Source organism: Gammaproteobacteria bacterium, from assembly GCA_029882975.1.
Taxonomy (GTDB): domain Bacteria; phylum Pseudomonadota; class Gammaproteobacteria; order SZUA-152; family SZUA-152; genus JAJDNG01.
Genome location: JAOUJW010000014.1, coordinates 1 through 23,145, shown reverse-complemented (window position 1 = coordinate 23,145; position 23,145 = coordinate 1). Strand labels below are relative to the sequence as shown.

Genomic DNA, 23,145 nt, shown 5'->3' with positions numbered 1-23,145 from the left:
TTTAGTTCTTGTGTACTTCGTAAGTTCTAAGAAATCTCTATTTCTAACCCGGCGGCCAACGGAAAGGGCGACCCGCCAGGATATGGATGTGTAAATGAAAAACCGTCTGGCCCACATCCGCACCATTATTAACCACCAGACGAAAGGCATCTCCCACTCCCTGGTCCCGCGCCACCTGGGAAGCTTTAAGCAATAAATGGCCTAACACGGCCTGGTCGCCGGCTTCCGCATCAATCAGCTTGGCAATGGGTTTTTTGGGAATGACCAAAATATGGACAGGAGCCTGGGGGTTGACGTCTTTAAAAGCCAGACAGTCATCGTCTTCATAGACAATATCTGCTGGAATTTCCCGCTTGATGATTTTTCCAAAAATGGTATCAGACATGGATCCGCTCCTTGGGAAATAGAAGAAGGATGATTATACCCAAAACCAGCGCTAATTTATTGTCTGCGTTCGGTAATTAGCATCTTGTTGCTAGTCGCATATGCCCACGCATTTGATCACCTGTTCGGCGCAGGTGATTTTCGAAAACAGTTTCTCCAGTTCCTCACTAGACTCAGAACCTTTGTGGTGGATCACTGAGTTATTACATTGTCGTTTATTGCTGATAAATACGGGATCGGTCAACCACTTGACGTTTAAACAAGCCGGTTCACCCTGACCAAATCGGACGCCCAACTGATAGTGGCCGCAGCGAAAATGATTGTGGCGCACCCAAGCTTCGATCTGCCACTGCCCATTCTGCTTTAGCCAAGCTTTACTTGGATCTGCTCCCTGGAATTCAAACAACAGTTTGTCACCGCTCTCTCCACTGAGGAAGGCCGATTGTTTTAATGCCTCTGTGCTTAGGCGGTGCAACGTATCTGCCCACAACAAAGCGGAAAAAATCAGCAATACCAACCCACTTACACTGACGGTCTTCCAGTTTAATCTGCGCCACCTGTTCATAAGGCCTCCTTCTTATATTCATTATAGTGACACGAGTCCAAATGCGCGCACCCGATCAGCGGTTTTTATCAAGAAAATACCTTACTGGCCGATAGGATATGGGAATACTAATTATATCCTATTTCAACCACTTAACTGATAATGCCGCCGCTGAATTCTACATTCCTGAACAGCTTAAAAGGCCGTTTCACCATTTTCGCGGGACTCATGGGCGTATTGGTTGTGGCTGTGGCTTTAGTTGGACACCAAAACGTACGTCGTATCAGCCAGGATACGGAAACCAACTTTATTCACCGCAGTGAGTTGTCCTATAGCATCAATGGTATTCGCTCCGATTTATTTGAAAGCTACAAAGCCATGGATGCGTTTTTGTTCGACGCAACCCGAAAGGAATACATCACACAAGCCTTTCTCTGGCTGGACAAAGCTCTCGAACGCAGCACCGCCCTGGAACAACATGTTTGGTTCGTTGTTCGGGGCCAAACCAATGTTATGCAACAAGTCTCCCATGGCTTGCATTCGTTACGGCTGGATATGGATCACTTATTTCAGACCCGTATGGACGCCGCCGTACAATTCCCTGCTTTGGGTGTCGGTCGTTCCACCCTGGGGCCCTCACAACAACATTTCAGCACCGCATTGACGCTGGCCATGAACGAAATCAAGGAGAGTGGTTACAATAACCGTAACTCCGTGGCTTATCGTGGTTTTGTGGAGACTCGCTATCTGTGGCACCAGGTTATTTCTGTGTTTCGACTCTACCTGGCCAACCGTCTGGGCTCTTACAATGAAGAAGGTCTAAAACAACAAGAGCATGCGATTGAAACTCTTTACTCCCAATTGGAACAGTCCATACAACACCTAAACGCCCTGGATAAAAAAGGCCGCCTGGGCTTTCAAGCCAGTGAAGCCCTGAAAACCATGCGCGATAAAATGCAACAATGGCATCAGGGCTTTCAGCAGGTCAAAACCATTCATAGCGGTGCTTGGCGCGCAGATGCCGAATTAATTCAGGAACGTATAGAACCCCATCTGGAAAATATTTCGCGCTTACTGCAATTGGTGGACATAGAGATCAAAGATACCGCCGGTAAGGACTTCCGTACCCTTTCCGATGTCGCTGGCCTACAAACCCAAATTTTGTTTATCATCGCCAGCTTCGGTTTGGTATTTCTCTTCCTGTCCGCCTTATCCTTGCGCCGCCTTATCTTCCATCCAATCGACGCAATTACTCAGGCGTTAAAAGCCGAAGCCTTTGGCCATGACGTGACTCTACCCGTACCCAGATCGCAGGAAACGCAGGATCTTATTGATGCCTTTACGGAAATGCGCAACCAGATTCGTTTGCGCCAAACCCAGCTGGAACATCAAGCATTGCATGATGATTTAACCAAGCTACCCAACCGCGCATTACTGCATGACCGCATGACCCATGCAATCCATATTGCCAGACGCACCCACCAGCATTTGTGTTTACTCATGATGGATTTGGACGGATTCAAAGAAGTCAATGACACTCTGGGCCACCATGTGGGCGACAAATTGCTTAAAGAGGTGGGCAGCCGCTTGAGTGACACCTTGAGAGAGATGGATACTGTTGCCCGCCTAGGCGGTGACGAATTTGCCATTCTGCTTCCCAACACAGACTTGGAACAGTCCATTACCATTGCCAAGAAAATCCTCACGGAACTGGAATCCTCCGTTACGGTGGATGAAGTTAACTTATTTATCAATGCCAGCATTGGTATTGCCAACTACCCGGACAATGGCAAAGATGGAGATACCCTGCTACAACATGCCGACGTGGCCATGTACGTCGCTAAACGCAATAAATGTGGCTATAGCATTTACGATACCCGGGAAGACGACTACAGCGTGGGTCGCCTGTCACTCATGGGGGATTTGCGGGTCGCCATTGATGAAAACGAGCTGGAACTGAATTATCAGCCCAAGTTTTCCATGGATAACGGTACCGTGATGGGCGTGGAAGCCCTGTTGCGATGGGAACATCCCAGTTTCGGCGCCATCCCACCGGATCAAATCGTATCCTTGGCAGAACAAACCGGCCTGGTCAACGCCCTAACCCAATGGATCATCAGAGCTGCCACCGCTCAGTGTGCCGCCTGGAGAAAATCCGGTTTCGACCTCAGTGTGGCGGTGAATCTGTCTGTCTACAACTTGCGCGACCCGGAACTGGTGCGACATATTCAAGAGTGCCTTCGCGCACAGGAACTGCCTCCGGAAAATCTAATGCTGGAGATCACCGAAAGTTCTATGATGGCCAATCCCGCACAGGCCATTGAGACCCTGAAAAAACTGGACCGCATGGGCGTCAAACTGGCCATTGACGATTTCGGTACCGGATTCTCCTCCTTAACCTATTTGAACCAGTTACCGGTTGACGAGCTCAAAATCGATCAGTCTTTCATTATGGGACTGGAGAAAAATGAAAGCGATCAACTCATTGTCCGCTCAACCATAGAGTTGGCACACGACCTGGGGCTCAGTGTTGTCGCCGAGGGAGTGGAAACACCGGAAGTATACCGAGCCCTGCAAGTGTTAGGTTGCGACTCCGCCCAAGGCTATTTTCTCAGCCCACCCCTAAAGGTCAGCCACTTGGAAAAATGGTTACGCAGCGATTCTGACATCATCACCCAGGAAATCCGCAAAATTCAAGCTGCGCTACAAAATCAATAAAAACCATTGCGTATTTGATCACGCGGGTATGCTAAAATGCCCGTCTTTTGATCACCTGTCAGTCGGCGCTATGAATTCATCGGACCCCAATTCTGAATCGAAAAAAACCAACCAGGCACCCAAGGTGGGTTTTATCAGCTTGGGCTGCCCCAAGGCCCTGGTGGACTCGGAACACATCCTTACGCAGCTGCGGGCTGAAGGTTATGCGATCAGCACAGATTACGATGAAGCCCAATTGGTGGTGGTGAATACCTGCGGGTTTATTGATAGCGCCGTGGAAGAATCGCTGGAAGCCATTGGCGAGGCCCTGGATGAAAACGGCAAAGTCATTGTCACAGGTTGCCTGGGTGCGCGTGATAGTCTGGTGCAAGATCGCTACCCCAATGTATTAGCCGTTACCGGGCCTCATGCCACCGCAGAAGTCATGCAGGCAATTCACCGGCACCTGCCTAAACCCCATGACCCGTTTATGGACTTGGTCCCGCAATCCGGGATTAAACTGACACCTAAACATTATGCCTATTTAAAAATATCCGAAGGCTGTAACCATACCTGCACTTTCTGCATTATCCCCGATTTAAGAGGGCCCCTGGCCAGCCGGCCTGTGGATAAAGTGTTGCAGGAAGCCCACCATCTGGTACAGGCAGGCACCAAAGAACTACTGGTGGTCTCTCAGGATACCAGCGCCTACGGTTTGGATATTAAACACAAAACACAATTTTGGAATAACCAGGCCTTTAAGACCCATATGACCGACCTGGCCAAGGGTTTAAGCCAATTGGGCGTTTGGGTTCGCTTTCATTATGTCTACCCCTATCCTCATGTGGAGGAACTGATACCTCTTATGGCGGAAGGTAAAATTCTTCCCTATCTGGACATGCCACTGCAACACGCCAGCCCCAATGTACTAAAAGCTATGAAGCGTCCGGGCAAGATCGACCGCACTTTAGATCGCATTCAAACCTGGCGCAAACACTGCCCGGAACTCACTTTACGCTCCACTTTTATTGTGGGCTTCCCCGGAGAAACAGAACAGGATTTTCAAATGTTGTTGGATTTTTTACAGGAAGCCCAACTGGATCGGGTGGGCGCATTCGCCTACTCTCCCGTTGCAGGAGCCAAAGCCAACGCATTACCCAACCCCGTACCCGAGACATTGCAACAGGAACGGCTGCAACATTTCATGGAAGCACAGGCACAAATCAGCGCCGACAAACTCCGGCAAAAAATCGGACAACGCATGACGGTATTGGTCGATGGACTATCCGAAGATCATTTGTTGCTGGCTCGCACCACCGCCGATGCCCCGGAGATTGATGGCGTGGTTATTCTGGATGGCGCAGACACGGCCCAAGCGGGCGATTTTTTGGAAGTGGAAATCAGCGGCGCCACCGAGCACGATCTCATCGGTGTGCCGCTGAACAGTGAATAAAGTTGCGGCGCTATAAGGACCGGGCCGCAGGCAATTATTGTAAAGGCCGCAGACGCAGCTCAATACGACGATTTTGCGCTCGCCCCTCGTCGGTTTCATTGGTGGCAACAGGCTGGTTTTCTGCATAAGACACAGCCACCAGCTGCTCTTTGGGCACACCGGAAGCGATTAATAATCGAACCACGCTAGCGGCCCGGGCACCGGCCAATTCCCAATTGGTCGGATAACGATTAGCCAGCTTTCCGCGAATGGGAATGTTGTCGGTAAAGCCCGTCACCAAAATCTGAAAGGTTTTATCCTTTAAACGTTCGCTGATTTTTTTAATCACCGCATCACCTGATGGGTTCAACTTGGCAGACCCGGAGGGAAACAATATCTCCTCAGACATGTTCACATCGATTCCGTCTTTCATTTGTTTGATCTTAACCTGCTTGGACTCCAGCTCGTTTTTCAGTTCACCCACCAATGAGTCATAGAGGTTATGAGTTTTCTTAATGTATTCACTGGCTTTACGTAATTCATCCTGGGTTTTGTTAAGCACCGCTTGTTTTTCTGCCAGTTCTTTGTTGATGGCGGCTAAATTCGCCGATGCGGATTCCAATTCTTTTCTGGCATTATCCAACTCGGCATTCTTGGCTCCCAACATTTCACTTTTTTTGGCCAGCTCCTGGTTTTTTACACTGAGAGTATTGGTTTTCTGGTTCAACTCGAGCCCCAAACGCTCAAATTCTTTTTCCAGGTCATTAAGGCGATTTTGCAAAAACAGATTGTTGGCCTCCAAAGCTCCGCGCTTCTTGCTCAGCTCCATTTTTTCCTCTTTCGTGGCCTCATGGGCGGCTACCGCTTCGTCATAACTGGACTGGGAAACGCACGCCACGTTGACAGAACCCGCCAGTGCCAGTATTAACCATCGCACCACATTTCTATTCCGCATTAACTTTCTCCCCTGTTTTGTTTCAATACGCGACCCAGAATCCTGCAAGTTCGCAAGACACGAATTTTACAACGTTTATTCGCTGTGAGAAGCCCCAAACAAGACCATTTTTTATATCGGTATTCACTATATCATAATCTGTTTTTTACACCTTATACGATTAAGGGCCCAGTTGTATGGACCAGTGGTATGGCTAAAATTCATCCAGATTTCTAATATTGTGACAGACTTCAATTAAAGAATTGCAAAATGAATCACAAACACCAGCACGGCTTCACCCTGATTGAAATCATCATCGTAGTAGCGCTCATATCACTGATTGTATCACTGGGTTACCCGAGCTACGCCTGGCATGTCAAACGCGCCAAGATCACGGAAGCCACGAGCCACCTGGGTGAATTGCAATTGCTCAGCAGCCAACACTACCAGGATGAACATAGTTACATCAAGGCCGATGGCACTTGCGCTGTCGCCGCACCGGCCAATAAACACTTCAACTTCGCTTGCAGCGGAGCCGCCCACAGCTTTACCTGGACTGCCAGTAACAAAGCCAATGTGGGACTGGGGCTCAGCGGTGACTTCCAGTTCACCATTGATCACCACGGTACCAAAACCACAACATCTTTTGACGGCAGTGTTTTAAGCAAAAACTGCTGGATATTATCGCCCAGCACGTCGTGCTGATTCGATATAGCAGGAGGGGCGCATGACAAACCAAAACACCAGTCACGGCTTCACTTTAATCGAACTGATCATTGTGGTTGCCATTTTCAGCATTTTCGCTTCTATAGCCTTACCGGACCTGGCCACCACCATGGCTCGAGCAGCACTCAAAGATGCCGCCGAAACTACAGCTCTGGCACTGCGCAAAGCTAAAACACTGGCTCGCACGGAAAACACCAACATTAATGTAAACTTTATCCAGAACAGCGGCGCAATCACTTTAAGCCTACCGGATGACACCGTGGTTCAAACCATATCTCTGTCGCGGGTCACGGCTGTAGACAGCGCCAGCTATCGTTTTAACGGCTTTGGTACAGTCAATAATACCGGCACTATTTCTCTGAAGTCCACATATGACCCGGCGCTGAGAAAAAACATCACCATTGCCACCCTGTCCGGACAGATTTTGTCCCAATAGTCGCCATGATGAAGTTGATGCGCTCAAAAACAAACCAAGGATTTGCACTGCTGGAGGTTTTAATCGCCCTGGCTGTGTTTGCCATTGGTTTGATAGGCATCAGCAAAATCTCCACCAGCGCCCTACGCAGCAGTGTAGACAATAACAATCGCTCTGTATCGTTGAATACCGCATCACAAATTTTGATACCGGTATACTTGGCTGCAAATAACAATCCTGAGGATTTTAAAAACCAAATTCTCGCTTTTGCGCCAGGGATCGAAGTACTGAACAACGGCGATAGGGACAAGTTTACCATCAGCATTGCCGAGGCCTTTGACGATGCCGGCACCAATCTTCTAAAAGGCAAGCCCAAACCGGAAACCTGGATCTCCCCAATTACGGTCGGCGTTAAAGTAACTTTCGTTACCCTTCGGGGACCCAAGTCTATCCATGCTCCGTTTACTTTCTATGTGAATAAGCCATGAAGATGAAAAAGTCCCTAGGTATGTCATTTGTCGAGTCAATGGTTTCCATTGCGGTCGCCAGCATTTTGTCGCTGGCCGTGGTATCCACATTCAGCACCAGTAGCAATGTTATTGTCAGCCACAATCTGAAAACCAAGGCCAATGAGGAAGGTAAAGCGGCCTTTGATATGGTCAGCCGTTTGCTGCGACAATCCCAGCGCAGCAGCGTTAAAATCACCACCACAGATACCAGCACCATTCTTGATCTGACCATACCGGCAGGCTACCCCATCTGGCCCAACGATGTTTCGCCTTATTCGGATAATGCGATTCGTATCCAGTGGGAAAATGGCAACACCATTAACCATCCCAATGAATTACGTATCGGTAAGGCTGCCAGCTTATCTGGCTTGAATTCTGCAGTCTTGGAAACTTTAGTGGGTCACGCTGCCAGCATGGAAACCAGCATTACCAATTTTCAGGTTAAACCCATAGCGGGCGGTAAATATTTCGAACTGACACTGGCCAGTTTGGCTACACTAAAATCGGACATGGCCCCGTCACAAACCGTATTCCAGGGCTATGTATTGCCGCGTAACTGAACCCAGATGAAGCACGATGGCACAAATACTCTACAACCGACGTCGACAACAAACCGGTTACATACTGTTACTGGCCTCCATTTTTTTGTTGATCCTGGGCGTGGCCGCTTCGCAACTATTTTCCCGAAGCAGTGATAGCACCCAAATTTCCGGCTCCGTACGTGACCAGGACAAAGCGCTGCTCATGGCAGAAAGCGCGCTGGAACACTTGAGAATCCGCTTTGTCACCAACCGATTGGACACCGATGTCAGTGTGCGCAGCAACGATTGCATCGATGCCAATGGCACCACACAAGATGCCTGTGAAGGAGCCCTGTTGCAGAAAAACATGAATACACCGGATGCGTTTCTGTTCAGCTATATGTTTTATGTGAGTAAAACCGGTGGCCTGGATGTCAACCAACCGTCTTTATTGCAAAAACTGGCCGATGGTGAAGCTTCGAATGCACCCGTCACCCCTTTAACCACACAAAAAATACCTGCAAGTCGACAACGTTTACGCATTCCTGACATGTTCGGTACCGCATTCCATCCGGTGCTTTACACCTTGAATGAAAACGGTCGTGTTGTTAGCAGCACCGCAAAAAACTGGGACGGCGAAACCAGTGGTAATCGAGCAGCGGTGTGGCTGGAAATCACCCAAAACCCGCACGATGCCGACTCGGTTGATTTATTTGTCCAGACCGTAGCGCAAGTAGAACGAGCTAAGCGGTTTTTACAACGGTATGTAGGTACTTATCAGTCCTCTCAGAGGTTGGGCTTTGTTTCAGCCTTGTCCGAAGCCAGTAATATTGCCCGTAACCCATAATCAAGGCCGGCAGATAGCTATAAATGAAAATATAAAAATGAGATTGACCATGAGTACCTTACAACCCAACAGCCACACACGTATTGCCGCTTTATTGGCAGTGTCCATTTGGCTCTGTGTCGCCCCGGTCAATCCGGCCGGCGCTGCGCTCATGTTGGATATATCACCGGCCGGAGACGTAGCCATGTCTTTGGGTGAAAGCATCACTTTTACCGCCACAACCACCGGTGGAAGCTGCGGTGGTGCCTACAGCTATTCCATGAAAAAACAACCCAGACACGGCTCTATGGCCATGGGGGCGGGCTTTGCCGGAACCGGTGAATTTAGCTACACCCACATGCAAACCATGCACGGCAAACTGGGCTCCGCAAAAGAAACCATCACGCTGGAAGTCAGTTGCGGAACCGAGAAAGCCACAGTGACCGTTAAAGTGAGCGAAGCCACTGCTTCTTGCGCGTCCACTAGTAAAGGGACCGTTATCATAGATAACACCGCCACACCGGGTGTTCATGCCATTAAATCCAATTTGGCATTTTTTCCAGGTTGCGACAAAAACAAGACCACCATTGAAACCGGAGTTGGGGGCAACTCCATTAACATACCTGACTACCAAACCATGAGTCGCAACAGTGCCAACACTCCCCACCAACTCATGCTGCAAATTGGAGCGGAGGCAGACAATGTTTCCAACAACAATTTCGGGACCGCAAGCCAGCTGAACTATTTTGCGGGAGGCAAGCATATGTTTGAACTCAATCGATTGCGCAGCACCGCCGACTGGCTGAGCGCCAATGTAAACACTTTGCTAACCCCGGTCGGCACTTACGGCAGCATAAGTTTCAAACAATTTCTGGACAATATTGCCAATGATCGCACCATGTACGGTATTGTGCGAGTTAAGGTCGGACTGGAAAAAGGTCAGTGTACCGGCGCCTCTTGCGTCAAAAACGCCTTGGGACAAACGGTAGTCGCATCCAACTTATATGGATTTTGTGGCAATACGACCAGTGCCGGTGAATGCGCCTGCGCCCCTGGCTTAGGCGGCGGACATTTCACGACTATTGCCAACAATACCACCTTGTGCGGCGTTACTTTACCGGCAACTGCCAAAATCAAAGTCAAAGGTACTTTAATGTGGGACTTTGTGGACCATATCACCGCCTCACCCATCGCTCTGGATGAACTGCCTTTTGCCCCCAAAGAACTCTACTTTAAAGTGGAAATCCCCATCATCGTTAACGGCACCCACGATGCCGATGACAATGGCACCATGGACAATTTACCGGTGATTGATGCCATCAGCAACAAACAAAAAGCCGGCGTACTCACTCCGAGCATTAACTTGGCTGATATCCACCAATCCTCAAAAGATCAGTTTAAATATGAAACCGGCAAAGACTTGAGCACCGAATTTTCCAACTTAAACCCCGCCAGCCAATACCATTTGCTAATGTCGTCCGGATACGCCGATAGCTGGGCAGAAGCATTCGACAAGCTACAGCTCAGCGCCGCAACCTGGGCCACACTTCCCCCGGCAGGATGTCTACAGTCTGACGGTTCGACCTGTCCCAAGTTTGGACTACCCCCCGGCGTGTTGGGTTTACTCAAAGCCAATGATATTCGCAGCGAAGAGTTTGAAGATATACCGGCTTATCTCTATACCGGCGGTCTGGTTGACATGCACGATCACGTGAATATTTCCGGATTGGTTTATGTACCCCAGGCCTTGGAGTTGGAAGCGAAAAACAATGGAACACATCAATTTATCAACGGCGGAATTATGGTGCGTGATGGATTTTTTATAGAAGCGGGAAACAAAACCATTACGGTTATCAGTGCCGACCCAACCAGCTACAGCACCGCCAGAATCTCCAATCAAGCCAATTCCAACTTGCTATCCTTTGTCGCCGGAGGCCCCGGCGCGGATGCCCTACCCAGTCTTCCCACAAATGATACCTATTGTTTCGGGTGCGGCGGACGCTACGTCAGCAGCAGTGGCGCCGGCTCAAGTAAAGATAGCCTGGGAACCACCCGGTGGATGGAAATCGTACCGCAGTGGCAAGGTAGGAAAAAAAGCGAAGACGATTAACTCATTACCTCCCCTGGCGCGGTTCCGGAAGGGATCGCGCCTTTTTTAATGTGTCGAAACGTCAATAATTTCCTTCTCGTCCACCAAACGATCAGCCAACCGCATCCACTCCAACATTAATTTGTTCAGCTGTACTACATGACGGGTATAGCTGAAACGATTCTCATCCACATTGTTAACGGCACTGATGTAGTCGTTCAGGCTGATTTTGCCGAAGGAATAGTTTTCCTTTTCGTCCTTTAAAACCGCTTGTGCCAATTGGATCTTCTGTTGAGATATTTCCATGAGCTCTTGTTCGCGTTGTATCTGTAAATACAAATTGCCCAAATTGGTGCGCAAATCTTCCAGTTTACTTTGATTGGACAACCGGGTTTTCTTACGCTGCAGTTGTTCAATTTCGTAGCGGGCTTTATCCACACGACGACCGATGGGCCAGCTTACAGCAATGCCGGCAGTAAAACGGTTGTCCCGGCTACCTGTGCCCCACTCCTGGGCGTCCACATCATAAGCCAGCAATAATTCAGTAGATGGCAATAAATCATCGGCCACCTGATCCAAGGCCAAGCCCGCCTGTTTATCCAATAAATTTAAAATCGCATAAGTGCGACTGCTGCTGACAAAGTGTTCATACTCCTGCTCAAAGTCAAATAGCTTCGCGGTATCCCCCGGTGCATCGGGAACAAAACCACCGTTCCCCGCCTGACCTACAGGTCGGTAGCGCATCGCGCTGTAGACTAAATTGCTTAGGTTGTCGTAGATTTCCTGTAACACCACCCGGTTTTCTTTTTTGGCTATAAGGGACAATTTCATTTTATTCACATCCACCGGCAAGGCGATTTTTTGCCGCTGGCGTTCCAGAATATTTTTTAACAACCGCTCACCGGATTGCACCGCGGTGCGTGCCACTTTGAGATTTTCAAAGGCGGAATACCAGTTGTACCAAACGGTGGTCAACGCCGCCAAATAGTCTTCATAGGCTTCCACAATCTGATAGTGGCTGATTTGATTCTCTACACCGATTAAACTGTCTTGCAGTTGAATGGCTTTACCGAAGGCATTCTGCGCTAAAGGCTGAGCGATCAAAACCTGCATACTGGCCGTGTCATTGCCGGACAAGGACGCCCCCTTGTCATAGGTTGCACTCAAGCGAGTACCGGTATCCGGAAATAGCTTGGATAAGGATATGGCGCTGGAGCCGTCTCTGCGCCCACCTTCAAAAAAATGCATTTGTTGTTTGATTTGCAGAATAATATCCCGCTCCGGTAACAAAACATCACGCCGGTATTGCAGCGACAGACGGTCTAACAGTATGGCTTCAAACCCCACATCGTTGGTGCTTGCTTTTACGACAAACTCCTTAAGGGACAACTTTTGGGGTGTTTGCCCCTGCGGTTTCGTATCTCCCGCCCGGACAGGAAGCATCAGCGACAACAACAGCACGGAGGCCAGGCTTCTCAGTAGCGTATTTTTTGACGTCATCATGATTCCAACTTCCTTACACTACTACGTGGCAACCATTGCACTGCCAGAGCATACAAACAAGGCACCAGTAACAAGGTGATCAGCGTGCCGAACATCAGCCCCCAGGCCAACGCCAGCATCATTTCCGCCAACATGGCATCGTACCCGGCCAAACCGTAGGCGGTGGGTAGTACACCGGCGACCGTGGTAATCGTGGTTAACAATACCGCCTTGAGCCGAGTTTGGGCAATTCGTGCGATACGCTCATACATACACAAATTGCTGTCGGTTTTACCCGCTGAGGGTTTTTTACCCGCTGAGGGCTCTTTGTCCGCTGAGGGCTCTTTTTCCGCTGAGGGCTCTTTGTCCGCTGAGGGCTCTTCATATTCCTGGTCCAGCTTGGTAACCATTATGATGGCATCGTTTATAACCACCCCGACCATTCCCAACGTTCCAATCGCCGCAAAAAAACCAATCAGAAGCTGACCGTGCATCCAAAACGCCAGGATGACGCCCACTGCACCGAAGGGTATGGCCAGCATAATCAACAGGGGACGACTGATGGAATTGAACAGCACTGCCAGGATGGCGAAAATCAGCAACAATACCAATATAGTGGAGTTACGAAAATCGTTTTTAGACTCTCGGGTATCGGCCACCTCTCCGTCAAATCCTAAAGCGGTTGTGGGCTGGCGCCGGACCACTTCTTTGAACACGCCGTTTTCCAAGTCCACGGCAATCTCCAGCGGAGTTTTTCCTGCGCCTTTTTTCAGGTCTGCCATAACAGAGCTCACACGGCGAGTTTCGCGTCGGGAAATGGATATGGGTGCCTTTGTTTTCTCCACGCTGACCAAATCCTTTAAGGGCGCCAGATAGCTGGAGCGGTTTTCCACGGGTATCATCAAAATACTTTGTATATCGCGCTTCGCATCTTCGCTTACCGACAAACGCACATCGATGTGCTCGTGCCCATCCGGTAGCTCGTAAATAACAGCCCCCTCCAGGCTGGCCCGGAAAGTAGAAGAAATATCCTTGGGATTTATCCCCAAGCGTTTTACCTTGTTACGATCAATATCAATTTTGTATTCTATCAATTCCAACGGTTGATCAATTTCCGCGTTGTCTAAATCCGGGTGCTTTTGCATGGCGGCCAAAATGGATTCGGCGGCCTGTTGACGCCGTTTATCGTCATTTTCCAAGATAATGACTTCCACCGCCGAACCGGAGGATTGGCCCCAGCGGCTTTTTTGCACAATTAGTTTTTTAATGCCCGGGATTTTTTGTCCTTCGGCTTTCCAAATATTCGCCAAATAGTCTGCCGACACAGCGCGGTCTTCCTTGGGCACAATTTCCACGATCATGCGAAATTTGTTTTCCTGCGCCACGCGGCCGTGGCGGCTGCGCGCAATCTCTGTGCGCAACCCCACGACTTCTTTACCCACATAGGGCAGAATCAACTCTTCGATTTGACGACTAATGGCTGCGGTTTCATAGCGGTCGGCTTTCTTATCTGCCGTACCCTGCAAGACAATTTCACGGGTTTCGGTGTGTGGGAACAACACAAACCGCATGGTGTCCTGTGCTAACTTAAAAGACGCAACCAGAACTACGACAAACCCAATGAGGATAATGACTTTGTACTTTAATATACGAATCAGCATATTGCCGTACCAGCTCTCTACCCGATCGAACCAATGCTTGCTCGGCACCGCTTCCACGGCGCGGCCCCGACGCAGCCAAGGCGGCAACTGAAAGTGCAAGTGGCCCGGCAGGATGATCAAGGCCTCTACCAAACTGGCCAACAACATAATAAACACAATGGGTGGAATAAAGCTGACAAAACCACCGAAACGCCCGGAGAAATAAAACAAAGGCACAAACGCCACACAGGTGGTGACGATGCTCGCCATTACCGGGAGAAACACCTGTCCTGTACCCTTTATAGCGGCTTCACGAAACCCTAAACCCTTCGCCCGAAAGCGTGACACGTTTTCCGCCACAACGATGGCATCATCCACTACGATACCCATAACAATAATCACCGCAGCCAGGGTAACGTTGTTAATGGTGTAACCCAACGCCCAGCTACTTATTAAGGTCAGGCATATGGTAAAGGGGATGCCCATGGCCACCCACAAACCGGCTCGTTTATTCAGAAAAATAAACAGGGTAATCAGAATAAGTGCAAAGCCAATACTGCCGTTAATGGCAATAATGGAAAGGCGATTGCGCACATCGTAAGATTCATCATCCAACAGGACCAGCTCTATAGGAGTACCCTGCAGGTGGTTTTCTCTGAAATCGTCCACCACTTTTTGTACGGCTTCCAAAGATTCGATTATGCCGAAAGAAACATTTTTTACGACATTGAACATAATCGCCTGATGGCCGTTAACCTTGATAATTTCCTTTTCCCGATTAAAGTCCGTTTTTACCTCAGCAATCTCACCCAGAGAAATGGCTTGCCCCTGGAAACCTGCCTGTACATATAAACGATTGAGCTTGTCCACGCTGTCCAATTGGGCATTGATGGTCACGCCGGGCTCGTCTTTGGCCTCTATGTGTCCGGCAGGCTGGCGTATGTGGTTATTTTTTACCTCCGCCACCACCTGGCTCATGGGAATCTGGTAGCGCACCAACTTGCGCGGATCGACGTTAATCTGTATCTCCGGTTGAAAATAACCGCTGCGATTGATGCTGTTGATTTGCGGCAAATTGACCAATTGCAGTTCCAATATACCGGCAAAACGTTGCAACTCTTCCCGTTGCGCATTGTTGAGCAGGTGCGCCCCGGTATAAATCAGGGCAATATCCAGAATGGCTTTTTTGGAGCTTTTATAGACTCGAACCTTGGGTTTGTCGCGCACTTCGGGGGGTAAGTCCGCCGCCTGAGCGGCGTTGCGAATTTCTGTAATCACTTCTTCTTTATTAGGGAGATTGCGCTCCAACTCAACGTTTATCCGGGTACTGCCCCGGTTCACCGAACTGGTGATGCGGTAGACGCCGTCAACTCCTTTGATTTCGTCCTCCAACTCTCGGGTGACGAAGTGCTCAACCTCTTCGGCGGTAGCACCTGGATAGACGGCAGAGACTCGCACAAAATCGGAAGTGACATCCGGGCGCTCTTCTTTTTTGATTTGCTGCCACGCCAGCAGGCCACCGACGATAATGGACAGAAACAACAGATTCGTCAGCAAATGACGATCGACGAAATACTCAATAAACCGGGTTATCATACTTTATACTTTACCTGTCATACCGCTTGCGCACCCGGTGGCCATCGATTCCACCGCTCCCACATTAAAACGAGCGCCCGTTATCAAACCCGTCTCCCTTGCCGCACCAAATTCATTGCCCGAAACTGCCATACCGAATCAAGGCCAGGAATAGCCCCTCTCTATGGGGCAGATTTGCACCTCATAATGCGCATACCAACGGGACCGACCCAACTCCTGTGCTTTCCTATGCTCGGGGTCCTGGCGCCAGGCTTTGATCTGCTCCAAATCATCCCAATAACTCAGCGTGACCTCCTCATCGCCCTGCATTACGGAATGCAGGCTCCGGCACCCATATTCCTGCGCTAAAACATGCAGTCGTTCTACCGTAGCTGAATATTCCCGGTCTAGCGTGTTAACGGTTGCTCGAAATATGACCGCGTACATTTCTCCCCCACTGGCCCATAACAATTAACTTCCCTCTATTTTGAACCTCGCTGGTTATCCAAAAATCCCTATCCGCTTTACCCATCAACGTCTCAGCTGCCGTTTTTATGCATCAAGTGTAAACTACAATAGCGCCGGTGAGATAGCATTCGCGTAAGTCAACCCTGGTATCCCCCATCGATTTTGGTAAAATCCGCCCTATGGACGTTTCCCGAATTCTAGACAATCTCAACGAAGCCCAACGTGAAGCGGTGTGCAGCCCACCGGGACACCTCCAGGTACTGGCGGGCGCCGGCAGTGGCAAAACCCGAGTCTTGGTCCATCGCATCGCCTGGTTGATCCAGGCTGAAGCCGTCTCGGCCCATAGTATTTTAGCGGTCACTTTCACCAACAAGGCCGCCGCAGAAATGCGCAGCCGCATAGAAGCGCTGATCCATTTACCCATGCAACGCATGTGGGTGGGCACTTTTCATTCCCTGGCTCATCGTCTATTACGCCTGCACTGGCACGACGCCGGCCTGCCCCAGACCTTTCAGATTCTGGACAGCGACGACCAATACCGTACCATCCGCCGCATAATGAAAGAACTGGGCATGGATGAATCCAACTGGCCCCCCAAGCAGGCACAATGGTATATCAACGAGAAAAAAGACGAAGGCCTGCGACCGCATCAGATCGAGCACTATGACGCACCTTTCGAAAAACAAATGGTAAAACTGTACCAAGCCTACGAAGACACCTGCCGTCGGTCAGGGTTGGTGGACTTTGCCGAGCTGTTGTTGCGGGCCCACGAACTTTTCTTACAAACACCGGCTTTGATGAAGCATTACCGCAACCGCTTTCAGCATATTCTGGTGGACGAGTTCCAAGACACCAATACCATCCAATACGCCTGGATACGCCTGTTGGCAGGCGACAGCGCCCATGTATTCAGTGTGGGTGATGATGACCAGTCTATTTACGGTTGGCGCGGTGCACGCATAGAAAACATCCAGCAATTTTCCAAAGATTTTGCCAATACCAAGACTGTGCGCCTGGAACAAAATTACCGTTCCAGCGGTAACATTCTTTCTGCCGCCAATGCCCTGATCGCCAACAACTATTCACGCCTGGGCAAGAACCTGTGGACCGATGACGGCGAAGGTGAACCGATCCATTTGTATCGCGCTTTTGACGAACAAGACGAAGCGCGTTTCATTTCCGAACAGATTGAGCTCTGCATTGAACGAGGCGGCAATTACAGCGATAACGCTTTGCTCTACCGTTCCAATGCCCAGTCCCGTGTGTTGGAAGAAGCATTGATCCGACAAAACATACCTTACCGGGTATACGGCGGCTTACGCTTTTTCGAACGGGCTGAAATCAAGGACGCGCTGGCATATTTACGCCTGGTGTTGAACCACATGGACGACGCCTCGTTTGAGCGCATCGTTAATACACCCACCCGGGGCATTGGTGAAAAAACCCTGGAACACGTCCGCCGCCAAGCGCGCGCCAATGGCGCTTCGCTCATGCAGGCGACCGGTGAACTCATCAACGCCCGGCAGTTGCCCGCACGCGCCACCGCTGCACTGCAGGCCTTCCTGGACTTGATTGAAGCACTGCAAACCCAGACCGATGGATTGCCCCTGCACGAAACCTTGGAACAGATTATTCACCAAAGCACCTTGTACGATCACTACGACAAAGACAAAAGCGAACGGGGCCAAGGTCGCATAGAGAACCTGGAAGAACTGATCAATGCCGCCAAGTACTTCCAATATGACGAGGACGAAGAAATGGACATGGCATCAGCGTTCTTGTCTCACGCCGCATTGGAAGCCGGTGAACAGCAAAGCGGACCGGAACAGGACTGTGTACAGCTCATGACCCTTCACTCCGCCAAAGGGCTGGAATTTCCACGCGTATTTTTGTGTGGCATGGAGGAGGAATTGTTCCCACACCAGCGTTCCACACAAGACCCGGAACAACTCGAAGAAGAACGACGCCTGTGTTACGTGGGTATCACCCGCGCACGGGAACAACTGTATCTTTGCCACGCAGAGACACGACGCATGTATGGCAACGAATCGTTTCCCCGACCATCACGATTCATTCGGGAAATACCGACCGAGCTGATACATGAAGTCCGTTTACAAAGCTCTGTTTCCGCGCCCGTTTACCGCCATAGCACCGGCCCGGTTTCCGATCAGTCGGAAGGGTTTTACCTGGGGCAAAGAGTGCAACATGCCACTTTCGGTGAAGGCGTGGTATTGAGCTGTGAAGGCAGCGGCAGCCATGCCCGGATACAAATCAATTTCGATGCAGTAGGCAGTAAATGGTTAGTGGTCGCTTATGCCAACCTTGAAGCAGCGCATACCGTGTAGGAAGCCGTTAGCACGAATTTTCTAAATCGTGATCTCGGTATTACCAAGAAAGGCGGCTACCAAGCGACATCTCTAGTTTTTAAAACGCTTCCGCTAACGTTTCTATAAACTCAAACAAGGAAATTTGTTATGCAAACAATAACAAGATTAGCAGCCGTACTAATGCTAAGCGTGTTTACTCTCAGCGCTTGCAACAAACCACCGGCAAATCCATCTGACGACAAACAAGCCGCAGCGACCGCTAAAACCTACGAGTGGAAAATGGTCACCACCTGGCCGCCCAATTTCCCCATATTCCAGGAAGGTGTAGAGCGCTTCGCCAAAGACGTGACCACCATGAGCGGTGGGCGCTTAAAAATCAAAGTCTATGCCGGCGGTGAACTGGTACCGCCCTTGGAAACTTTTGCTGCCGTATCCCAAGGAACGGTTCAACTGGGTCACGGCGCCGGCTATTACTGGGCCGGAAAAATTCCTGCCGCGCAATTTTTTACTGCAGTGCCGTTCGGCATGAACGCCCAAGGCATGAATGCCTGGCTCTACGGCGGCGGTGGCCACAAATTGTGGCAGGAACTGTACGCCAAACACAATTTGGTCCCCTTCCCCCTGGGTAACACCGGCGTACAAATGGGCGGCTGGTTCAACAAAAAAATCAATTCCGTTGAAGACCTAAAAGGCCTGAAAATGCGGATTCCGGGCCTGGGTGGCAAAGTTTTTGCCAAAGCCGGCGGTACACCGGTGTTATTGCCCGGCGGAGAAATCTACACTGCTCTGGAACGTAACACCATTGATGCCACAGAGTGGGTTGGCCCTTTCCATGATGAACGCCTGGGCCTGTACCGAGCAGCCAAGTATTACTACTACCCCGGCTGGCACGAACCCGGTCCTGTGCTTGAGTTAACCGTCAACAAAGCCGCTTGGGACACGCTGACCGACGACTTGAAAAAAGCTATCGAAACCTCAGCCGCCTCAGCCAATATTTGGATGCTATCCCAGTTTGAAGCAAAAAACCTCGAAGCACTGCGCAAACTCAAAGAAGAACACAAAGTAGAAGTCTTTGCTTTCCCCGACGACGTTATCAAAGAGTTGAAACGTCTGACGAAAGAAGTGCTGGACGAAGAATCCGCCAAAGATGCTGACTTTAAACGTGTGTATGAAGCCTATCAGGCCTTCAGCAAAGACCACGACGGTTGGAATACTTTGTCAGAAAGTGCATATAACAAAGCAAGGAACCTAAAGTAAGGTTGTTCCTAATTGATTGTACAGAGCAACATTTAGCTAGTACTAAACAAGGAAACCGGCCATTCGCCGGTTTCTTTTTGCTGACTCGGATATCTAACATCGCAATTAATTCTTCCTGCAAATTCTCTATAAGCAAACTGACGACTTATCCCGCATTATTCATATTCAAGAGTTCTGTGACACGCACCTGGCGACGTTTCTAATATATGGAATGGACTTTAGGCCAAACGCTCAACCTTACTTTACCTGAAACCGACATCCATCTGGCTAACACAAACAAGATTCAACCACGAAAAATTATCCGGAGAGAATACAGATCGAAACCACATCCCCAGCCTTATCTTGAACAAACAACCTAAAATACGTGCTTATATTAGCACTTGTTTGTCGAAAAACTCCCTTCATGTAATTTGCAGTATTTCCCAGATCCCATATTAAAACAAATCCCATCGGCACTACCATTCGTTCTCTGTTACCCATTGATTATTATAAGGAAAATCTGATCATCCCAAATCCATATCCTAAAGTCTGAAAAATCTTTTAAAGGGCATATTGAACACAGGTAATAAAAAGTAAAATACAGCAGTTTAATATGCACAATGACACCAACCCCAAAAATGATCGACTAACAACCAAACTTTGTGGACTAATTGATCAAATTACTGGAAGGTGCCACAGAACTGTGCTAAACATAAAGGCCATAAACAATTGTTTCTTGGAGATTTACAAATGATCTCAGTAAATACGGTAAGTTGCACAGGGGTGTGCTCAAGAAATGATCGCGTGATTGTGCATATTGACAAAAATAATAAAAGGTATAATTACGTGGACTGTCGAAAACACTGTTAGTAAAGCGCTGAAAGATCGCATGGGCTAGCTCCGTGCGGCGATGGGGGTTTCTGAGGTTGACTGACGAAGCCCCAAGAATACGAATTCTATAAACATTTTAGAGCGGTAGTAGCGGATAGATTATCGCAGTAGCAAGTAAAAGAAAAACGGAGTAGGACTGAGTGTCAGTGCTATTATTTGAAAAACCGCAGGCCATGCAAGCCGGGAGGACGGTGCATTGAAACTTAAAAGATCTAACAAAGCAAATGCACTCGGACCCAAAAAAGCGACGCTCCTCGTACCTCGTCGCTCTGCTTTTTTGGTCCGGTGATTTGCGTCGTTAGTAACTCGATGACTGCCGCGAGATTCTACAGATTTAGTTTACTAGCTCCGATTGTTTTTCCTGTGGCTATTTTTGGGATAGATGCAAAAAGTTTTTTGGCTATTTTCTTATTTATATCGCTTGGCTTTGGCTTAGCACCTTATATATTGTTTTCTGTCACAATGTTTTATTTCATAGGGAAATGTGGAAAGCGTAAACTACATAAGCTTCTATTCCTATCTCCTGTTTGGTTTTCTGTATTAATTGTGGCATTTTGGGAACTATACTATGCTGTATCGAGGTTTAATAATCCTGGCATAGTAGAGCAATGGGGCTCCAGTTTCATATTTATTCCTTTTGCACTGCTTGTAGGTTATTTTTATGTGGCTTTTGTATACTTATTCTATCTCTTGCTAGAAGAATTCGGGCACATTCGTGATACGAATATTGATTGAAAGGAAATATGTTCTAACCAGTAATTCAACCAGGACCAACCTCCGCGGCGCACTTTTTGTGCTTAATAGCACAAAAAGCACCCCGCTACGGTTGGCCTGTTAATTTTGGCGTTAGTTTACGTGTCTGCTATTCATGGGTGGAACCATATGAAATTGATAAAGGCATTATTTTGTGTATTTATGGTGATTTCGCAAATAGGTTGCAACTCTGATACTGTTAAAGAAAAGCGCGGTACTAGCTATAGAAGCTTCGAGGGACGTTATGAACAGGCATTAGATGATCTGAAAGAAGCAAAAACGGAAAAAGATCGTTTTTTAGTGCTAAGTGAACTTGCGATGATGAGCTTCGAATTAGGGAAAGTGTCCAATGCACAAAAATATGCGGAAGAAGTGTTAAAGATGGCACAGAATTATGAGTCAAATTGGAATTATGGCAATGTAATTCATAAAGGTAATATTGTATTAGGAAGGATTGCCGCTAAAAACAATGACATAAATGAAGCAATAAAATACCTATTAAGAGCAGGAAATACGAAAGGATCTCCTCAGTTAGATAGCTTCGGGCCAAATATGTCATTAGCTAAAACACTCCTTGAAAAAAATGAAAGGAAAGCTGTAGTTAAATATTTAGAAGCATGTAGAAAGTTTTGGAAGATGGATCGGGATAGGCTTGATTTTTGGATCTTTCAGATAGAAAGAGGGAAAATCCCGGAGTTTGGCGCCAACATGGTTTATTGATTATGGTTACTAACCAGACCCTGCACACGGACGCATTGAAGTGGCGCACCTTTTGTGGTGAATACCACAAAAGGCACACCCCTTCAATGCGCCGGTGAGGGTGGTCGTTATATTTGCGTAGGATGAACGGTTTGCAATGAAAGAATTTTTTGTAGATATAGGCGATCCACGTGTTCATGGTGATTTAGTTGAAAGGGATCTTTACGATTTTAATGACGTTTTTGCTAGATTATTTAAGAAATGTGAGGACAAATGTAGAGTTATAGTAAATGGAAATTCAATAGATCTGATATATAGGTATGATATAGCAGATCATTTTATATACTTAGTATCTATGCTTTCATTTTTGTTAGAAAGTGATGAGGGAGAAGAAATATTTAATTTCGCATCCAATGATTTGTATTTAGATTTTGATATGAAATGGGCAAATGGAAGAATTAGGCTCGATGTATATGAAACCATGAGATATGACTATATCGATTTTGGGTCTTTAAATATTGGGCTAAATTATTTTCTAAAAAGTTGGTTGCCTTTGTTAGAGTTGACTTCACGGATAGTGCATGAATACAAATTGAATTTAGAATTAATCGAAGAATATGATCTATTGGAGTCTATAAAAACAAAAGTATCTAGTTTATATATAGAGTAATTATGTAATATTACGTTAATAGGGTTTAGAAAATGATCTTTCCAAAAAATGCAGAATCAAAAATATATTATAACCAGCGCTTAAACGCGGACCGTTTTTTTGCTGTACTTTTTTTGTTTCGTTTCACTCTAACAAAAAAAGCACATCAAAAAACGCCCGGTTAAGCTGAGCGTTAGTAATAGTTACCACCAGTCGTGGGGAGGGCATACTTTAAAATGGAAAATGAATTGGCACCACCATGGACAAAGTTTGAATGGCCTCAGGGTTCAATGGGATGGAGAATGGGTCCCGGGGAATCATGCATGAACGAGTGGGTTTCATGGTTCC

General features: G+C 48.2%; 19 protein-coding genes. 13 read left to right on the top strand and 6 right to left on the bottom strand.

The features are described 5' to 3' along the window. Nucleotides 1-43: 43 nt before the first annotated feature. Nucleotides 44-385, bottom strand: a complete 342-nt coding sequence (locus OEY58_11715; GenBank protein ID MDH5326119.1) for a histidine triad nucleotide-binding protein — start codon at nt 383-385, stop codon at nt 44-46. A gap of 90 nt (nt 386-475) precedes the next feature. Then, complete coding sequence (locus OEY58_11710) at nt 476-949, bottom strand: hypothetical protein (GenBank protein MDH5326118.1); 474 nt, start codon at nt 947-949, stop codon at nt 476-478. Between the two features lie 207 nt (nt 950-1,156). Here OEY58_11710 and OEY58_11705 point away from each other — a divergent pair, with 207 nt between their 5' ends. Both OEY58_11705 and rimO read left to right on the top strand, forming a co-directional pair. Next, nucleotides 1,157-3,646, top strand: a complete 2,490-nt coding sequence (locus OEY58_11705; protein MDH5326117.1) for an EAL domain-containing protein — start codon at nt 1,157-1,159, stop codon at nt 3,644-3,646. 70 nt (nt 3,647-3,716) lie between these two features. Further along, entirely contained in the window at nt 3,717-5,078 is a 1,362-nt protein-coding gene (gene rimO / locus OEY58_11700; GenBank protein MDH5326116.1) for a 30S ribosomal protein S12 methylthiotransferase RimO, read from the top strand. Nucleotides 5,079-5,112: 34 nt separating this feature from the next. Here the strand turns inward: rimO and OEY58_11695 are convergent, their stop codons facing one another. After that, complete coding sequence (locus OEY58_11695) at nt 5,113-6,012, bottom strand: OmpA family protein (protein MDH5326115.1); 900 nt, start codon at nt 6,010-6,012, stop codon at nt 5,113-5,115. A 249-nt stretch (nt 6,013-6,261) separates the two neighbouring features. Between OEY58_11695 and OEY58_11690 the strand changes: the two genes are divergently transcribed. The 6 genes from OEY58_11690 to OEY58_11665 are packed head-to-tail and all read left to right on the top strand — an operon-like array spanning nt 6,262 to nt 11,098. Further along, nucleotides 6,262-6,696, top strand: a complete 435-nt coding sequence (locus OEY58_11690) for a prepilin-type N-terminal cleavage/methylation domain-containing protein (GenBank protein MDH5326114.1) — start codon at nt 6,262-6,264, stop codon at nt 6,694-6,696. 22 nt (nt 6,697-6,718) lie between these two features. Next, nucleotides 6,719-7,153 carry a prepilin-type N-terminal cleavage/methylation domain-containing protein gene (locus OEY58_11685; GenBank protein MDH5326113.1) on the top strand — a complete coding sequence of 145 codons (435 nt, stop codon included), beginning with the start codon at nt 6,719-6,721 and terminating at the stop codon, nt 7,151-7,153. A gap of 17 nt (nt 7,154-7,170) precedes the next feature. Further along, on the top strand, nt 7,171-7,620 hold the full coding sequence (locus OEY58_11680) for a prepilin-type N-terminal cleavage/methylation domain-containing protein (protein ID MDH5326112.1): 450 nt from the start codon (nt 7,171-7,173) through the stop codon (nt 7,618-7,620). Nucleotides 7,621-7,622: 2 nt separating this feature from the next. Next, nucleotides 7,623-8,201 (top strand): type II secretion system GspH family protein, encoded by a 579-nt coding sequence (locus tag OEY58_11675; protein ID MDH5326111.1) that lies wholly within the window; start codon nt 7,623-7,625, stop codon nt 8,199-8,201. Between the two features lie 16 nt (nt 8,202-8,217). Beyond that, a complete protein-coding gene (locus OEY58_11670; protein ID MDH5326110.1) occupies nt 8,218-9,009 on the top strand; it encodes a hypothetical protein in 792 nt (263 codons plus the stop codon). Nucleotides 9,010-9,058: 49 nt separating this feature from the next. Next, entirely contained in the window at nt 9,059-11,098 is a 2,040-nt protein-coding gene (locus tag OEY58_11665) for a hypothetical protein (GenBank protein MDH5326109.1), read from the top strand. A 45-nt stretch (nt 11,099-11,143) separates the two neighbouring features. On the opposite strand, the gene OEY58_11660 is transcribed toward OEY58_11665, so the two are convergent. The 3 genes from OEY58_11660 to OEY58_11650 form a co-directional block, all read right to left on the bottom strand. Then, entirely contained in the window at nt 11,144-12,580 is a 1,437-nt protein-coding gene (locus tag OEY58_11660; GenBank protein ID MDH5326108.1) for a TolC family protein, read from the bottom strand. After that, nucleotides 12,577-15,795 (bottom strand): efflux RND transporter permease subunit, encoded by a 3,219-nt coding sequence (locus OEY58_11655; protein MDH5326107.1) that lies wholly within the window; start codon nt 15,793-15,795, stop codon nt 12,577-12,579. Before OEY58_11655 ends, OEY58_11660 begins: the two co-directional genes overlap by 4 nt. Nucleotides 15,796-15,933: 138 nt before the next feature. Then, the gene (locus OEY58_11650) at nt 15,934-16,221 is read right to left on the bottom strand and encodes an antibiotic biosynthesis monooxygenase (GenBank protein ID MDH5326106.1); all 288 of its coding nucleotides are present in this window, start codon (nt 16,219-16,221) and stop codon (nt 15,934-15,936) included. A 200-nt stretch (nt 16,222-16,421) separates the two neighbouring features. On the opposite strand from OEY58_11650, the gene uvrD reads away from it, so the two are divergent. From uvrD to OEY58_11625, 5 genes are all read left to right on the top strand, one after another. Then, nucleotides 16,422-18,587 (top strand): DNA helicase II, encoded by a 2,166-nt coding sequence (gene uvrD, locus OEY58_11645; protein ID MDH5326105.1) that lies wholly within the window; start codon nt 16,422-16,424, stop codon nt 18,585-18,587. 129 nt (nt 18,588-18,716) lie between these two features. Beyond that, nucleotides 18,717-19,826, top strand: a complete 1,110-nt coding sequence (locus OEY58_11640) for a TRAP transporter substrate-binding protein (GenBank protein MDH5326104.1) — start codon at nt 18,717-18,719, stop codon at nt 19,824-19,826. A 1,179-nt stretch (nt 19,827-21,005) separates the two neighbouring features. Beyond that, on the top strand, nt 21,006-21,431 hold the full coding sequence (locus OEY58_11635) for a hypothetical protein (protein MDH5326103.1): 426 nt from the start codon (nt 21,006-21,008) through the stop codon (nt 21,429-21,431). A gap of 147 nt (nt 21,432-21,578) precedes the next feature. Then, nucleotides 21,579-22,169, top strand: a complete 591-nt coding sequence (locus OEY58_11630; GenBank protein MDH5326102.1) for a hypothetical protein — start codon at nt 21,579-21,581, stop codon at nt 22,167-22,169. A gap of 136 nt (nt 22,170-22,305) precedes the next feature. Then, a complete protein-coding gene (locus OEY58_11625; protein MDH5326101.1) occupies nt 22,306-22,818 on the top strand; it encodes a hypothetical protein in 513 nt (170 codons plus the stop codon). Nucleotides 22,819-23,145 lie beyond the last annotated feature (327 nt).

Coding starts and splice junctions, on each gene's coding strand:
- OEY58_11715 (MDH5326119.1), bottom strand. CDS start 385: ATGTCTGATACCATTTTTGGAAAAATCATCAAGCGGGAAATTCCAGCA.
- OEY58_11710 (MDH5326118.1), bottom strand. CDS start 949: ATGAACAGGTGGCGCAGATTAAACTGGAAGACCGTCAGTGTAAGTGGG.
- OEY58_11705 (MDH5326117.1), top strand. CDS start 1,157: ATGGGCGTATTGGTTGTGGCTGTGGCTTTAGTTGGACACCAAAACGTA.
- rimO (MDH5326116.1), top strand. CDS start 3,717: ATGAATTCATCGGACCCCAATTCTGAATCGAAAAAAACCAACCAGGCA.
- OEY58_11695 (MDH5326115.1), bottom strand. CDS start 6,012: ATGCGGAATAGAAATGTGGTGCGATGGTTAATACTGGCACTGGCGGGT.
- OEY58_11690 (MDH5326114.1), top strand. CDS start 6,262: ATGAATCACAAACACCAGCACGGCTTCACCCTGATTGAAATCATCATC.
- OEY58_11685 (MDH5326113.1), top strand. CDS start 6,719: ATGACAAACCAAAACACCAGTCACGGCTTCACTTTAATCGAACTGATC.
- OEY58_11680 (MDH5326112.1), top strand. CDS start 7,171: ATGCGCTCAAAAACAAACCAAGGATTTGCACTGCTGGAGGTTTTAATC.
- OEY58_11675 (MDH5326111.1), top strand. CDS start 7,623: ATGAAAAAGTCCCTAGGTATGTCATTTGTCGAGTCAATGGTTTCCATT.
- OEY58_11670 (MDH5326110.1), top strand. CDS start 8,218: ATGGCACAAATACTCTACAACCGACGTCGACAACAAACCGGTTACATA.
- OEY58_11665 (MDH5326109.1), top strand. CDS start 9,059: ATGAGTACCTTACAACCCAACAGCCACACACGTATTGCCGCTTTATTG.
- OEY58_11660 (MDH5326108.1), bottom strand. CDS start 12,580: ATGATGACGTCAAAAAATACGCTACTGAGAAGCCTGGCCTCCGTGCTG.
- OEY58_11655 (MDH5326107.1), bottom strand. CDS start 15,795: ATGATAACCCGGTTTATTGAGTATTTCGTCGATCGTCATTTGCTGACG.
- OEY58_11650 (MDH5326106.1), bottom strand. CDS start 16,221: ATGTACGCGGTCATATTTCGAGCAACCGTTAACACGCTAGACCGGGAA.
- uvrD (MDH5326105.1), top strand. CDS start 16,422: ATGGACGTTTCCCGAATTCTAGACAATCTCAACGAAGCCCAACGTGAA.
- OEY58_11640 (MDH5326104.1), top strand. CDS start 18,717: ATGCAAACAATAACAAGATTAGCAGCCGTACTAATGCTAAGCGTGTTT.
- OEY58_11635 (MDH5326103.1), top strand. CDS start 21,006: ATGACTGCCGCGAGATTCTACAGATTTAGTTTACTAGCTCCGATTGTT.
- OEY58_11630 (MDH5326102.1), top strand. CDS start 21,579: ATGAAATTGATAAAGGCATTATTTTGTGTATTTATGGTGATTTCGCAA.
- OEY58_11625 (MDH5326101.1), top strand. CDS start 22,306: ATGAAAGAATTTTTTGTAGATATAGGCGATCCACGTGTTCATGGTGAT.